This is a genomic window from Lentibacillus amyloliquefaciens (assembly GCF_001307805.1).
Taxonomy (GTDB): domain Bacteria; phylum Bacillota; class Bacilli; order Bacillales; family Amphibacillaceae; genus Lentibacillus; species Lentibacillus amyloliquefaciens.
Window position 1 is genome coordinate 74295 of the sequence record NZ_CP013862.1, and the last position, 14031, is coordinate 88325.

16 protein-coding genes are annotated in these 14031 nt (G+C 40.2%); 15 read left to right on the forward strand and 1 reads right to left on the reverse strand.

The features are described 5' to 3' along the window. The first annotated feature begins 1 nt into the window (after position 1). The 15 genes from AOX59_RS00370 (at position 2) to AOX59_RS00440 (ending at position 12299) form a co-directional block, all read left to right on the forward strand. On the forward strand, positions 2–1375 hold the full coding sequence (locus AOX59_RS00370; RefSeq protein WP_068440197.1) for a TadA family conjugal transfer-associated ATPase: 1374 nt from the start codon (positions 2–4) through the stop codon (positions 1373–1375). Continuing rightward, positions 1347–2276 (forward strand): type II secretion system F family protein, encoded by a 930-nt coding sequence (locus tag AOX59_RS00375; protein WP_082684069.1) that lies wholly within the window; start codon positions 1347–1349, stop codon positions 2274–2276. Before AOX59_RS00370 ends, AOX59_RS00375 begins: the two co-directional genes overlap by 29 nt. A gap of 2 nt (positions 2277–2278) precedes the next feature. Then, positions 2279–3214 carry a type II secretion system F family protein gene (locus AOX59_RS00380; protein ID WP_068440201.1) on the forward strand — a complete coding sequence of 312 codons (936 nt, stop codon included), beginning with the start codon at positions 2279–2281 and terminating at the stop codon, positions 3212–3214. 17 nt (positions 3215–3231) lie between these two features. Further along, positions 3232–3444: a hypothetical protein gene (locus AOX59_RS00385; protein WP_068440203.1), complete on the forward strand. Its 213-nt coding sequence runs from the start codon at positions 3232–3234 to the stop codon at positions 3442–3444. A 52-nt stretch (positions 3445–3496) separates the two neighbouring features. Further along, positions 3497–4924 carry a VWA domain-containing protein gene (locus AOX59_RS00390; protein ID WP_068440206.1) on the forward strand — a complete coding sequence of 476 codons (1428 nt, stop codon included), beginning with the start codon at positions 3497–3499 and terminating at the stop codon, positions 4922–4924. Then, a complete protein-coding gene (locus tag AOX59_RS20120) occupies positions 4890–5582 on the forward strand; it encodes a hypothetical protein (RefSeq protein WP_068440209.1) in 693 nt (230 codons plus the stop codon). Before AOX59_RS00390 ends, AOX59_RS20120 begins: the two co-directional genes overlap by 35 nt. A 5-nt stretch (positions 5583–5587) precedes the next feature. After that, positions 5588–6214, forward strand: coding sequence for a hypothetical protein (locus AOX59_RS00400; protein ID WP_068440212.1), 627 nt, complete (start codon positions 5588–5590; stop codon positions 6212–6214). Between the two features lie 56 nt (positions 6215–6270). After that, positions 6271–7092 carry a hypothetical protein gene (locus AOX59_RS00405; protein WP_068440215.1) on the forward strand — a complete coding sequence of 274 codons (822 nt, stop codon included), beginning with the start codon at positions 6271–6273 and terminating at the stop codon, positions 7090–7092. 16 nt (positions 7093–7108) lie between these two features. After that, positions 7109–7825 (forward strand): YciC family protein, encoded by a 717-nt coding sequence (locus tag AOX59_RS00410; protein WP_068440219.1) that lies wholly within the window; start codon positions 7109–7111, stop codon positions 7823–7825. 18 nt (positions 7826–7843) lie between these two features. Then, complete coding sequence (locus AOX59_RS00415; RefSeq protein WP_068440222.1) at positions 7844–9304, forward strand: hypothetical protein; 1461 nt, start codon at positions 7844–7846, stop codon at positions 9302–9304. A 217-nt stretch (positions 9305–9521) separates the two neighbouring features. Further along, positions 9522–10355 (forward strand): hypothetical protein, encoded by an 834-nt coding sequence (locus AOX59_RS00420; protein WP_169792841.1) that lies wholly within the window; start codon positions 9522–9524, stop codon positions 10353–10355. 106 nt (positions 10356–10461) lie between these two features. Then, on the forward strand, positions 10462–10863 hold the full coding sequence (locus tag AOX59_RS00425) for a TadE/TadG family type IV pilus assembly protein (RefSeq protein WP_068440229.1): 402 nt from the start codon (positions 10462–10464) through the stop codon (positions 10861–10863). Continuing rightward, positions 10860–11531 carry a Tad domain-containing protein gene (locus tag AOX59_RS00430; RefSeq protein WP_068440232.1) on the forward strand — a complete coding sequence of 224 codons (672 nt, stop codon included), beginning with the start codon at positions 10860–10862 and terminating at the stop codon, positions 11529–11531. The genes AOX59_RS00425 and AOX59_RS00430 overlap by 4 nt, the downstream gene beginning before the upstream one ends. A 21-nt stretch (positions 11532–11552) precedes the next feature. Then, positions 11553–12062, forward strand: coding sequence for a hypothetical protein (locus AOX59_RS00435; protein WP_068440235.1), 510 nt, complete (start codon positions 11553–11555; stop codon positions 12060–12062). A gap of 27 nt (positions 12063–12089) precedes the next feature. Further along, the gene (locus tag AOX59_RS00440; protein ID WP_068440238.1) at positions 12090–12299 is read left to right on the forward strand and encodes a hypothetical protein; all 210 of its coding nucleotides are present in this window, start codon (positions 12090–12092) and stop codon (positions 12297–12299) included. Between the two features lie 142 nt (positions 12300–12441). Here the strand turns inward: AOX59_RS00440 and tnpC are convergent, their stop codons facing one another. Next, the gene (tnpC, locus tag AOX59_RS00445) at positions 12442–14019 is read right to left on the reverse strand and encodes an IS66 family transposase (protein WP_068448053.1); all 1578 of its coding nucleotides are present in this window, start codon (positions 14017–14019) and stop codon (positions 12442–12444) included. Positions 14020–14031: the final 12 nt, after the last annotated feature.

Below are 14031 nucleotides of genomic sequence, written 5' to 3' on the forward strand. Positions count from 1 at the left end.
CGTGTCTCTTTTTCAAAGAAATACCAAAGGACAACCGGACGACAATGACATAGATACCGGTATTGTTTCCAATTCCGGCTATCTGGATGAACTGGTGGAGCATTATAAATCCAGACTTCTGACTGAGGTTAACTTGGATCAGATAACAAGTTTGGGTGATTCTGATAAACGTTTGAAGATTGAACGTTTCATCAATCAGTTTATGTCAGAAGAAAAGGTTGTTATCCCAAGACAAGACAAAGAACGAATGTTGACTATGCTGATTGATGAAAGTGTTGGTTTTGGGCCGCTGGAACCATTATTGAAAGATGACTCGATTACAGAAATACTTGTGAACAATCCGAAAGAAGTATACGTTGAAAAAAACGGGCAGCTTCAAAGGGTTAATATTTCTTTCAAAGACGAAGCACATGTCAGGCATATTGTTGACCGGGTTGTTGCACCGCTCGGGCGAAGGATTGACGAAAGTTCGCCGATGGTTGATGCCAGATTGCCGGATGGAAGCCGTGTGAACGCAGTAATTGAACCAATCAGCTTAGGGGGGACATTACTGTCAATCCGAAAGTTCCGAAAAACACCATTTAAGATGGATGATTTGGATGAACTCGGAACTTTCACGAAAGAGATGTCCATGTTTATGCAAGCATTGGTACAAACGAAATTAAGCCTGCTTATCTCCGGTGGTACCGGCAGTGGTAAAACGACACTGTTAAATGCACTTGCCAAATCGATTTCTAATGGCGAACGGGTTATCACAATTGAGGACTCAGCAGAGCTGAAATTCGACAGGCCGAATGTAGTTGGTATGGAAGCACGTCCACCCAACGTGGAGGGAAGTGGTGAGGTAACCATCAGGAATCTAGTGAAAAACTCGCTTCGTATGCGGCCCGATCGTATTATTGTTGGGGAAGTTCGGGGATCGGAGGCGTTTGATATGCTGCAGGCAATGAACACAGGTCATGAGGGATCATTAACAACTGTCCATGCGAACACACCGTTTGACGCTATTAATCGTGTCGAGGGAATGGTTGTCATGGCCGGAATGGATCTGCCAACACATGTCATACGCGATTATATTGCGGGGGCCCTTGACTATATCGTGCAGGTGCAGCGCTTAACAGATGGAACTCGGAAAATAACAAACATATCAGAAGTTGAAAAAATTGAAGGAAATCATATTGAGGTGAGAGACATATTCCGATTCCAGCGTACGGGTGTTGATGGCGAAGGAAATGTCCGGGGGCACTTTACTCCAACAGGTGTAATCCCAAAATGTCTGCCGCATTTAGAGGTGTTTGGCATCGACATTGACAAAGAATTGTTTACACCAAAGGAGGAGAGCAGCTATGGAACTAGCAGCGTCTATTCTTTATAGTTTAGGTGTTTTATTTTTTCTCCTATGTATCTATTTTTTCCTTGGATACAGATCACAGAAAAAAGAATGGAAACAGAAAGTAAAGGAATGGTTTCCTGAAGAAAAAAGAAAAAGTTTCATCAGTAAGTGGGGAGACAGATTTGATGAGAAGGAATCCTCGGAGAAATTAAGAAATAAATTGCACAACGCTAATCTTAAACTATTGCCATCTGAATACTTGGGAATATTAGTTGTCGGATATTTAGTATTGTTTGTCGCGTTTTATTCCATTTTTGGAATGCCGGTTGGATTGAGCATGGCTTTACCGATGTTATTGTTATTTGTAGCTAATTATCTTTTATTCTATTTTCGGAAAAACAGCTATGAACTTAGATTTAATGATCAACTGAGTGAAATCTGCAGAATTTTGGGCAATGCGGCAAGGTCCGGTTTAACAATCAATCAAGGGATTGACATTGCTGCCCGTGAGGTTGCAGCACCTGCCGGAAATGAGTTTAAGCGAATCTCTAATGAATTGAAATTGGGAGTTAATTTGGAGACGGCTTTTCGAGCAGTGCAAAAACGCAATACATCACGTGATTTTAACTTGTTTATTGCAACTTTACTTATTCAGAAAAAGACAGGCGGCAATTTAGCCCTGACACTGGATACGATGGCCAATACGTTTGAAGAAAGAAAAGTGCTCAATCAGACCATTAAAACGATGACATCTGAAGAGAAATATATTTCGTTTATTGTACCTGCATTACCGGTATTTTTACTTCTTGTTATGAATAATGTGATTGATGGGTTCATCGATCCATTATGGTCCGGATTTGGGTTGGTTATTTTGGTTATTTTTCTGGCAGCCATTATACTGTCATTCTTTCTCATACGTAAAATCACAAACATAAAGGTGTAGCTATGGACGCATTTATTATTTTATCAATAATCGCTTTTTGGTTTTGTATATTGCTGGGTTTGAAACATTTTTGGTCCTTCCTGAATGAAAAACGTTATGTATTGGGGCATGTGTCGGAAGTTACTTATGTTGATCCATTTGAAAAAAAAGAAAAAAAGAAAAACAGACGTGCTGAAATTTTCAGCCGTGTGACCAAGTATGCAGATGATTTTGCAGATTTGGGTCAGCGTATCAATTTTTTTAGCGAAAATCATATGGTTGAAGAATGGATTAGAAAATCGGGAAATCCTTTAAAACTGACGGTCGCCCGATTTCAGGGGTTGAAGATATTTTTGCTGATTATCGGATTTTTCACTGGATTTCTATCCATTATAGTCGGGCTTCCATTTTCCCAGTACATGCTTGTATTAAACCCGGTAATTGGCTATTTCATACCGATTGTGTTAATCAGAAGGGAGGTCAAAAAAAGACAGCAGTTGATTAGAAATGATCTGCCTGATTTTATGGACACTGTGAGTACCAGTCTTCAAGCCGGTGTGAGCCTTGATAATGCTTTAAGGGAGGTGATTCGATATTTCGATGGTCCCATTCGTGAAGAATTTTCGCGTTTTAATCAGGAAATCGACCTTGGCGTTCCACGTGAAAAGGCATACCGTGAACTTCTAAAACGAAACGATAACGAGGAATTTCAGTCACTGATTAAAGCGTTGATACAGGGGATGGATCTCGGAATACCGATAGCAAAGACTTTTCAAATCCAAGCAGAAGAATTGAGGGAAATACGTCAGGAGCAAGTGAAGGAATTGGCGGCAAAGGCTTCGCCAAAGGTAACATTGGTTACAACGTTTTTAATTGCACCCGTTTCTATATTGATGATTGCCGGATTGATGATCATGAATATGCTGATGGGTGAAAACAGTATCTTTAATTTATTCTAAAAATGGAGGTATGGGAATTGAAATTGGTAAATGGAATTTATGTGAAGGCGATGAACAAGGTTGAAGAATTTAAACAGGATGAAAGTGGCTCACAAACGTTGGAGTGGATTGGCATTGCTGCGGTGATTGTTATCATTGTAGGAGTAGTGTCACAGGCTTTCAGTGGGGGAGATTTTGGGGAGACGTTAGTAACCAAGTTTAATCAATTAATTAATGATATTGGCGGATAATGTTTAACTATTTAGAATAATTTTAGCGCTTAAAGAAGTAAGGGGTTAAGTCATGTTGAAAAAGATGCGTTGGCGCTGGATATTATCAATCATGACTGTTTTGATAATCTTTACAGGCTGCACAGATGATGATGGTAATGAAAAATCAAATGAAACTGAAAACAGTAACGGACAAGGGAATGAAGAACAAATAGAACAAACACAGAATGAGAAGTCCGATGATTCTGAATCAGAAACTACTAAGGACGATTCACAGAAAATATCTCTTTCAGATGTTGAGCCAATTCCAACCGATGAAGAAGGATTGGCAAGTCAGAAACCTGGCCCACTTGCAAATGTCGAAAGCTTATTCGATATGGAAGACGAAATTAAAGAACAACTGAATAAATTAGGTCCCATGAGTGAGGATCCGGGTGATGAAGAGTATGAAAAATATCTGCGTTACATGTATTCACTTGTGAAAGAGGATTATCCGAACCCTGAAGATATGGTTAAAAAGTGGGAATTTGCATCCTTCGGAAACCCGGATTTACCAGATGCGAAGTTTCAATTTAAAGAGAACTATAATATTGAAATTATTTTAGATTCCAGCGGCAGTATGGCAAACCTAGCCGGAAATGGAACAAGAATGGATGTTGCCAAGGAATCAATTAATAGTTTTCTTTCAGAGGTACCTGAGGAAGCGAATGTTTCCTTGAGAGTGCATGGTCACAAGGGGACAGGTGCCGATAGTGACAAAGAGATGTCATGTAACGCTATTGAACAGGTATATGGTTTTGACTCCTATGACGAAGAAGACTTTCAGAATTCATTGAATCAATTTCAGCCTAAGGGTTGGACACCGCTTGCAGATGCCCTGAAACAGTCACAAGATGCTTTAGGAGAATTTGATGCAAAGAATAATACAAATTTAATATATGTCGTGAGTGATGGTATCGAGACGTGTGATGGCGACCCTGTTGAAGTAGCCAAATCGCTTTCCGAGTCCAATGCCAGTCCCATCATTAATATTATTGGCTTCCAAACTGATGCTGAAGCACAGAAACAGCTGGAAGAGATGGCTGAGGTATCTGGAGGAATTTTTGCGTCCGCTAATAATGAAGAAGATTTACAGGAAGAATTTGATCGTGCTGAAGAAGTTATGGAAGCATGGAGTAAATGGAAAAATAATGCCCTGGGTGATTTGGAGGCCAAAGAAGTGAGTAGCAGCTTTGATATAATGGAGCTCCATAACAAATGGTCTTTTACAACAATGAGAATAGATAATCGTATGCACAATGTGGCTGATATCGCTTCGAATCTTAATTTTATAACCTCTGATCAAAGTAAAGGACTTAAAAGTAGACTAGAACCGGTAATAAACGAAATGAACAGCACAGTCGACCAGCTTGAAAAAGATCTGCAAGAACTTAGGGAAAAAGATCTGCAAGAAGCGAAACAATCAATTGAAGAAAAATACAATAAACAAACAGAGAACTAGCACCCGTTGGGAAGGTTTAAAGTGGGTGATAAATATTGGCAATTGGTTAAATAAAAGCCTGCTATTAGCTGCTATATTATTAATAACGTTCTTTCCCGTAATAACTCCTACAGTTTATGCCGTTAGTTCCTGGAGTGGGGACACATGGGAAGGTAATACATGGAGTGGAGACACTTGGAAAGGGAACCCCTGGGACGGATCTAGCTTTAAATGGCAAGGCGAAAGTCCTGGAGCTTCTCAGGATGGGAATTCTGGTAATCCATGGTCTCAATCCGGATTTGATGGAGATGGAACAAATGGGAATCGATGGATGCAAGAAGGGTATGAAGGAAGTCCATATGGAGAAAATTCATGGCTACAAGATGGTTATAGTGGTTATTTAGGGAACCTGTCGCCAGGATATCTAGACGGACCACCCGGAACGAAACCGGAAGGGAGCTTTGATTCTGGAAACATAACTAATAGTGTATCCACGCCATTTTATGATAGCCAGGGATTTAAAGCTGCAGAATATGTGGTAAGTGACGTTTTAGGCGGTCAAGCTCAGTTAGCGGAGACCGGACTGGCACACCAGCGTTATTTGGATGCAGGAATTGATCATAAGTGGGAACCCGGCTTAAGAATGAGGGGGACCTTCTTGTTAATGGCTTCAAATTAGCTGGTGTGGATAATACAGTAACAGATACTTACGATACTGGTAGTACTCTAGCTGAAGGTTATGAAGGTTATCAGAAGTTTAAAGATGCAAGAAGTACTGTTACGGATACAGAAGAAACTTTGTCAAAAACGAAAAACTCATTGCAACAAAACTCAAAAACTTCTAAGTTGCAACAAGGATTAAATAAAGCATCAAATCTTGCTAAAGCGGCGCCCGTAGAAAAAGTATTATCTAAATTCAGTGTTCCCGGGGCTATGCTAGGTTCAGTAGCGTCAGGTACCGGCACATTGGACAGTGTCAAAAGTGCTGTCGGCGATTGGGATAGTTCTTCCGGTTCTGAAAGAACAGCTTCAGTTGCCGGTATTGGAGAAAATGCTGGTAATTTTGCAATGAATGCCGGCACAGTTGCACTCGCAGCCCCAGTGCCTGGTGCAAGAGTAGCTGGCGGTATAGCGATTGCTGGAGGAGCCGCATTATGGGGCGTTTCTAAAGGTGTTAAATTCGCAGCAAATAATTTCGATAAAATTAAATCCGCAGCTAGTAAACTTGGTAATACAGTTAAAAAGACTGGAAGCGCGATTAAAGATGGAGCCCAAAAGGCTTGGGACTCTGTAACAGGTCTATTCTCTTAATAGAAAACGGGATTTTCCCGTTTTCTATCTAAAAACCTTTCAGGAGGAGAGGCTACATGAATAGTGAAGACCCGAAGTTAGAAGAAATTGCTAAAAAGCATAAAAAACTCTTTGAAACTTTTAGTATCAATCCCGGTGGCTATATTATTAATGAAAATGAATTCTTTTTTGTTATTTATGAAAGAAGAAAAATAAATGGTTATGCAGTGATCTCACCACAAGCACCTGATGAGATTGTTGATTATAAAGAAGCGTTGGAATGGTTATTGAAATATGCTAGGTTTTCTTCCTCCTTATTAAAACATGCTGGGTTTAGAGCGGACATTAGCATGTTCTCTTTTGAGGAAGTGTATTCATTTTTAAAAGAAGTAACTGAAAAAGTCAATTTTGATGAAATAGAATTATTTCTGGATTGCAAGTATTTAGTAGAATTTATATTGGATAAACAAAAAGAACTGGTTGATAAGTATAATCGGTTTTATGCTGAACAAGAAAAAGTGCATGATGGAACCATTGAACACTTTACGCAAAAAGACACGCTTGACCTGTTGGAGTTTATGGGTGAATTTGAATATATACAGTACAAACAGTTGTATACACAGTATCAAACAATTGATAAATTCAAACAGGTATTTGAGATTTCCAAATCGAATCCTGAAATAAAGTCTTATTCCAATAGAGATATTCAGGTGTATCTTTCCGAATTTTCAACTGGTAAAGCGGAATTCCACAAAGAACTTCAAGAAATAACATATCAGGAAAATATGCATCTTCTAACAAAAGAAGAATTTATAAAAGTTGTGAAAAGAGTAGCTTTGGAAACTACTGAAAAGGTGAAAAGAAAAACATTGAAAAAGCTTAGATATCCTAAGTTTTGATAATGAGGCGATAACCATGGAAAAACCGTTAAAATACACGTGGGAAATTTACACAGGGGCATTTGAAAAGATACTTGTCCTTATGTTGACAACAACATTACCGTTGTTGATTGTGCATTCATTTGTTACCAATTACATATACGCGATTACTCCTAGTTATTCAAATGTGTACTCGTTTGCTGATATTTATTACGGACTTATTACACTATTATTTTATCTCTATGCACAAGTTCCTTACATTCGTTTTGTTTATAACGAATATAAAGGTATTGAAAATAACATGCGTAACACTTTCTATCATTTTCTGGTAAACGGATTTACAGTATTTGTGTTTGCGTGTATTGTGTCCCTCCTCAGTACCATAGGGTTTATGTTCTTTGTATTACCGGGATTAATTTTTCTTGCGCTTGTATTCCCGATTCCGTATATCAGTATCTTCGACGAAAAATCAGTCTGGAAATCATTAAAAGAAGGTTTTCGGATTGGCAAAAAGAACTTCTTTAAGATTATGTTAATCGTAATGTTCGCAGGATTAGCTGAACTTTTATTCGGTATTTTCGTTACATATCAACTATTTAATATTACGTCTTCTTTTGCAGCGCAGATGATCACCCAAATGACGCTTAATATGATTATTTATCCTTTTATTATCATGCTTATGACATCATATATTCTTAAGTGGCGTGAAGCACTTGAGACACTTGAAGTCAAAGTTCAGGAAAATCTAAATTAAGAAAGCAGGTGTGAGTCTATGAATAAGTGGCTCAAGAAATTATTTGTGTTGATGGCGATCGCATTTATGGCGGTTCAGCCGGTTTTCGTTCCAGCTGTTTATGCAGTGGAATCCTGGACAGGGGATCCGTGGGAAGGTGAATCTTGGGAAGGTACGCCATGGGACGGGTCTGATTTAGAATGGGAAGGTGAATCTTGGCAGGGTAATTCATGGAATGGAAATGGCACTGAAGGATCGAATTCATGGACAGGACAAAACTGGAATGGGGTTCCATGGTATCTTAGAGGCTGGTCTCAAGGTGGTACGAATGGAAACCCTTGGTCCAATGACGGTTTTAATGGGAATGGAACCTCAGGTGCGCCATGGACACAGCCAGGTTATGGCTATGGTCCTGGAGGTGCGGGAAGTCCATGGTCAGGTGATGGTTATGCGGGAAGTGGCACACCTGGTGCGCCGTGGACACAGCCAGGTTATGGCTATGGCCCTGGAGGTGCGGGGAATCCATGGTCAGGTGATGGTTATGCAGGAAATGGCACACCAGGTGATTCATGGACGCAGCCGGGTTATGGCTATGGTCCAGGCGGTTTAGCTAATCCATGGCTAATGCCGGGGTATAGTGGTAATGGAACGAATGGAGATGGCTTTGACGGAAATGGAACAGAAGGTGAAGCAGCCTCCCCAGAAGACTCTCCGTCATTGCCTGATGAATATGATGTCGGCAAATACGTCATAAACGATGTCATGATGGGACAGGTAAACATGGCTGGTGATATGATAACCAGTCAAAACATGAGAGATTTAGGCTACGACGCCAGCATGAATTACGGTGGCAGGTTTTACTCTAATTTACTTGTAAATGGCCTCAAGCTTGGTGTGGGCGATAATATAGCTTTTGATGCATATGATACGTATACGCATGTTTCCGACGGTATCGATGGCGTGAAAGATTTTAATAATGCTCGCCGATACGCAGATTCTATCGGAGATTTACAAGATGCCAGAAATACTATTGATAACATAGATAATGCTTCAGATTTAGCTAATACGGCAGATAATGTTAACGGCGTAACACCACCAGCTTCATCGGTGGGGGCCTTATCAAAGTTTAATGTGGCTACTGCAGCGGTTGGTACTGGTTTCTCTGCTATTGAAACTGGTTATAATACAGCAAATGCAGTAGATGTGGTGACGAGTGATGCTTCTGGTGCTGAAAAAACTGCTGCGGTTACAGATGCTACAGCAAGTTTAGGTGACACTCTCATGAATGCAGGTGTTGTTACTTCTGCTATACCCGGTGCTCAGGCTGTTGGCGCAGGCATGGTAGCTGTTGGAGCTGGAGTTTGGGCGGTTTCCAAAGGTGTTAATTTTGTTGCCTCACATTGGAAAGGAAACTGGAAAGACACTGGCAAAGCTATGTGGAACACTACGAAGGATACGGCTAAAAAAGCATGGGATACTGTGACAGGTTTGTTTTCATAAGAGGTTAACTTTTAAATACGCATTGAATATTAGTAAAAAATAGTGTGTGTTTAAATTGATAGAATCAAATTATACAAAAGCTCAATAAAAAAAGAGATAGTTCGGAGCATTTAAATTCTAATCATTTTGTTTAATGTCTTGGTGAATCCCTGACTTGAGTGCCTCCATATTTTCAAATATCGTGGCACTCTGGTTTTCTAGATTGAGAGAGGGAAGGATGTCTAAATTGGCAAATACCAATCAATCATTGCAAGAAGAAGCCAAAAAATATAAAAAGTTTCTGGAAACATATAAAATTGCTGATCACCATTTGCACTTAGATGGCAAAGACTTTTATTTAGTTAACTATAAAAAGAAAATAGCTGGAAGAGGTGGAATGGCTATTATTTCAACAGCTTCTGACACCCAAACGGAGCAGTATCATATAGCACATAAATGGATACTAAGTCTGTACAACTATCTATCCAGCATTCGAAATAATGGAAGTGAAAGAAAAAACATCAATATGCGAGCGTACCATAAAATGCAATCATTTTTGGACCGCGTTACACAAATATCCGGGTTATCAGAACCAGAAAGAATGAATTATCACACATGTGTTGAAGCAATCCATTCTCTTTTGGAACTTCAGGATAGGCATGTTGACTTGATGGAAGATTATCAAGACTTCGTAGAAAAAAAGAATGCGGAAGGCAAAAAATATACGATAGCGGATATCGAATATCTTCAGGATTTATTGCTCAAACTGGATTACATTCAGTTCAAACAGTTGAATATTTCATTTAATATGACAGACAATTTTGCTTTTATGGAAAAGAACGTGAAAGAAAATGCTTCTGTAACTGAATTATCTGATTCGGAAATTGAGCGTTACGCTAAAGAATTTGCCGACAGTAAAAATAAACTAAGATCAGAAATCTCTAAAGTCAGTTATGTTGATGGCTTGGAAGGTTTAAGCGAGCGAGAGTACTATCATAAAGTTAAACCATATTATCTTGAAATCCAGGAGAATGATAATGAGAGACTAAAAAAAGATTTAAGGAACGCATAAACTTAGAAAAAGAATTTTATGTCATAAAGTTCCAAACTAATATAATTTAATAAATCGTTATTACAAACTATAGAATTAGTTTATAAAAATCCAGGAGTGTCACTCTATGAATCTATTGAAAAGAAGGCTTAAAAATGAAGAGGGCTCAGCCACAATTGAATTTATAGGGATCCTGCCCTTAGCTCTGCTGTTACTCATGATTATCTGGCAATTTATTGTCGGGATTAATGGTGTCCTGGTCACGCAATCTGCGGCGAATGAATACGCAAAAGTGTATTCGATAACCCAAAATGCTGGCGAAGCAAGTTCTGCGGCTGATAGCATTCTTTCGACCACGGGTAATTATCTGCAAAGTCAGGGCGTTTCAGGGTCCAATTTAGGAAGTAAAGAATTTACTGCTGAAGCACGTGTTAACATACGTATGGTATTTTTACCAAGTGAATTATTCGGGTATACAATTCCTTCCATCCCATATTCAGCAACAGCCAGCAGCAGGGTGATTGAATGATGCTGAAGAAACGATTACAAAATGAGGACGGTAATATTGCCCTATTTGTACTTGGGATGTTAAGCATTATTATGATTTTGTTAATTTTTGTTGTGAATCTGGGCGGGGCTTTGGCTACAAAGGAACAGTCCGGTACTACTGCGCAACAGGCAAGCATGGCTGCATCAAGTGTTCTGTATGAAGAAGTTCGCCGTGTAGTGTATGAATACGAGGATGAAACGTTGGAAGGCGCACTTCAGGCATTCTTCGAGGATATTGAAGAAATGGTCGATGACAGGACCTCTGAACTATCGGGCACAGGCAACTATGCGGACTGGACAGTGAATGAGATTGAACTGGAAGCGTTCGACCAAGTTTTAACAGAAGAGCTGAATAAAGACGAAGTGAGAAACAAGTTAATTGACCTGTTGGGAGATGAAGATATCGAAACAAAGGTTATTAATAAAACAAAAAGTGCAATCATCGCAAATGATGGTGTGTTAGAAGGTGCCGAATTAAGTATTAAAGATGATCGTTTTTATGTGCGCGCTGCCAACAAACTTGAATCAGTTTCATATGACGGGTTTATGGAAGGGATTCAGGAGAATGTTTATCAGGAATCTGCAGGGCCCAAAATTGATTTTTTAGATATTGTTTGGGATGGCGATTCTGTAACTCCACTTAATTAAATATTGATAAGGATTGATTTAATGAAAGTCAGACTAAAGCTGTTTGTGTGCTTGAATGTGTTATTGGTTCTTGCTGCTTGTTCTTCAGCAGAAGCAGAAGAGCTGGTGGACTATCACAATGGCTACGTTGAAAATGTGAACAGTAAATTAATCGACATTAACACGCTTAATGAAAAATCATCCAGCTCGGCATCTTTTGAAGAAGCATATGATGTACAAAAAAATGAATTGTTGCCAATCGTAAATGAAATAAAAGACTACATTGATTCACAGGACCCTGAGTCAGAGACCGTGAAAGAGTATCATTCTATGCGGGCTGATCAAGTGGAAACATGGTATGAAGCATTTCAAATGAAGTTCGATGTCCTGGAAAAGATGGTCAAAGAGTCAATTAGTGAAGAAGAAGCGAACGAAATAATCATGGAAGCCGATGAAAAATTTGTGGAAGCTGGTGAGAAAGCACAAAAGGCAGACCAGAAAATGGAAAGCTTGGCGGAAGAACATAACCTTCAACTGGACGCTGAAGGTTAACGAATATTTTTGAAGGGAGAGGATAAGATGTCTAAATCCGAAAAGCGCTGGAGAAGATTTTACCTGATTTTGATGATTTTCATCTATGCAATATATGTGCCAGTGACTGTAACCGAATGGCTGGCAGGGACTGGAAGCTTTCCTATAACAGCCATAGTGGTTGGTGTAGGACTTCCTTTAGGACGAATAAATCATTTGCGAGTGATTCGTGAGAAAGAAGAAAAAAATGCTAGTTAAAGCTTAGGGGGGAGATAAAATACTTATCTCCCTCCAATTTTTAAGTAAATAAGAGAAATAGCTTGCAGGCATATGAGCATCTTTCAGTTGTAAGCGTCAAATAAACCCCACCTATTAATGCAGGCGGGGTTTGGTGTATGCTTTATTTAGATTTATTAGGAACGCGACATTCCTCAGGAAGTGTCGTGGACCACGGCAGAAGCTGAGCCAATTGGACTTTATCTGTTGTATCCATATTGGGAAGCTCTTCAAACAGGTAGCTAAGGTAGTTGAATGGATTCAGTCCATTTTCCTTGGCCGTCTCCACAAGACTATAGATAATCGCACTGGATCTTGCTCCCTTTGCGGTATTGCTAAAAAGCCAATTTTTCCTTCCAAGCACAAAAGGCTTAATGGATCGCTCTGCTCGATTGTTATCGATATCCAATCGGCCATCCTCTAAGAATACCTCTAAACGTTCCCATTGTTTACGACAATATTTGATTGCCTTGCCAAAGGCGCTTTTCGGCAATACGCGTGGCGTCTGTTCTTGAAGCCATGCTAAAAAAGCCTCCAGCACGGGCTGGCTGCGCTCTAAACGCTTTTCATAGCGTTCTTGTGGACTTTTGTCCTTTAAATCACGTTCAATATCAAAAAGCTTATTACAGAAGGCCAAGCCTTCTTTAGCCTTCACGGACGTAGTGGCCGCGGATTCCGGAAGTGCCTTGAGCGCCTCCGTGAAATAACGGCGCGCATGCGCCCAACAACCGACTAAAGTGACGTTAGGGAGAGCGTTATAGCCGGAATACCCGTCTACATGTAAATATCCCTGAAAGCCTTCCAGAAATCGGCGTGGATGTTTGGCAGCCCGGGTTTGCTGATAATCGTACAGGACAATTGGCACATCAGCTTGTCCAGAACGATACAGCCATATGTAGGATTTCGATGTTGCGGGCCGTTCCGGCTCGGATAAAACTTGTAATGGCGTCTCATCCGCATGCAATGCATCTAGCTCCAATAGTCGTGCGTGCATTTCATTGTAAATCAACTCAAGCCAGGTATTGGCACCGTATATCGTCCAATTGGCCAGTGTCTGGCGTGGAATAGACACACCGAAGCGTTCTAAGTGTTTCTCTTGCCGATACAGTGGCATGCTTTCCACATACTTTTGTGTCATAGTATAGGCCATTGCGGACGGAGAGGCCAGGCTGCCTGGAAATACCGGCTCCGGCATCTTCGCTGTCACGATAGGCGTTTCAATTTCATGGCGTTCACAATGGCGACAGCCATATACGTGGCGTACGTGCTCCACGACTTTCACTTGCGCAGGAATAACCTTTAATTCTTTACGCACTTCCGTGCTCATATCGTGTAGCTCTCCGCCGCAGCACGAACAGGCCTGTTCCTCATCGGATAAACGGTACTTAACCGTTTCCGTAGGCAGGTTTTCCAGCTTTTGTTCACGCTGACCGCGCTGTTTCTTGCGTTTATATGTAATCGTTTCGACAGTTGGTTCTTCAACAGTCGTGTCAGTTGTAACTTCGGCCTCATTGAAAAGGGAGAGCTGGTCTTCATCAGTCTTCTCACTGGAGGAGCCGAACCTGCGTTGTTGGCTTAGCCGAAATTGTTCTTCGTACCATTTTAATTTCGTCTCTAACGCCTCGTTTTCCATCTCAAGCTTTTCATTTTGCGCTTTATAATATTCAATTGATTTGTTTGATGTATGCGCTGTTTTTCCCATAAAATAAGTATA

Coding starts and splice junctions, on each gene's coding strand:
- AOX59_RS00375 (WP_082684069.1), top strand. CDS start 1,347: ATGGAACTAGCAGCGTCTATTCTTTATAGTTTAGGTGTTTTATTTTTT.
- AOX59_RS00380 (WP_068440201.1), top strand. CDS start 2,279: ATGGACGCATTTATTATTTTATCAATAATCGCTTTTTGGTTTTGTATA.
- AOX59_RS00390 (WP_068440206.1), top strand. CDS start 3,497: ATGTTGAAAAAGATGCGTTGGCGCTGGATATTATCAATCATGACTGTT.
- AOX59_RS00405 (WP_068440215.1), top strand. CDS start 6,271: ATGAATAGTGAAGACCCGAAGTTAGAAGAAATTGCTAAAAAGCATAAA.
- AOX59_RS00410 (WP_068440219.1), top strand. CDS start 7,109: ATGGAAAAACCGTTAAAATACACGTGGGAAATTTACACAGGGGCATTT.
- AOX59_RS00415 (WP_068440222.1), top strand. CDS start 7,844: ATGAATAAGTGGCTCAAGAAATTATTTGTGTTGATGGCGATCGCATTT.
- AOX59_RS00420 (WP_169792841.1), top strand. CDS start 9,522: ATGTCTAAATTGGCAAATACCAATCAATCATTGCAAGAAGAAGCCAAA.
- AOX59_RS00425 (WP_068440229.1), top strand. CDS start 10,462: ATGAATCTATTGAAAAGAAGGCTTAAAAATGAAGAGGGCTCAGCCACA.
- AOX59_RS00430 (WP_068440232.1), top strand. CDS start 10,860: ATGATGCTGAAGAAACGATTACAAAATGAGGACGGTAATATTGCCCTA.
- AOX59_RS00435 (WP_068440235.1), top strand. CDS start 11,553: ATGAAAGTCAGACTAAAGCTGTTTGTGTGCTTGAATGTGTTATTGGTT.
- AOX59_RS00440 (WP_068440238.1), top strand. CDS start 12,090: ATGTCTAAATCCGAAAAGCGCTGGAGAAGATTTTACCTGATTTTGATG.
- tnpC (WP_068448053.1), bottom strand. CDS start 14,019: ATGGGAAAAACAGCGCATACATCAAACAAATCAATTGAATATTATAAA.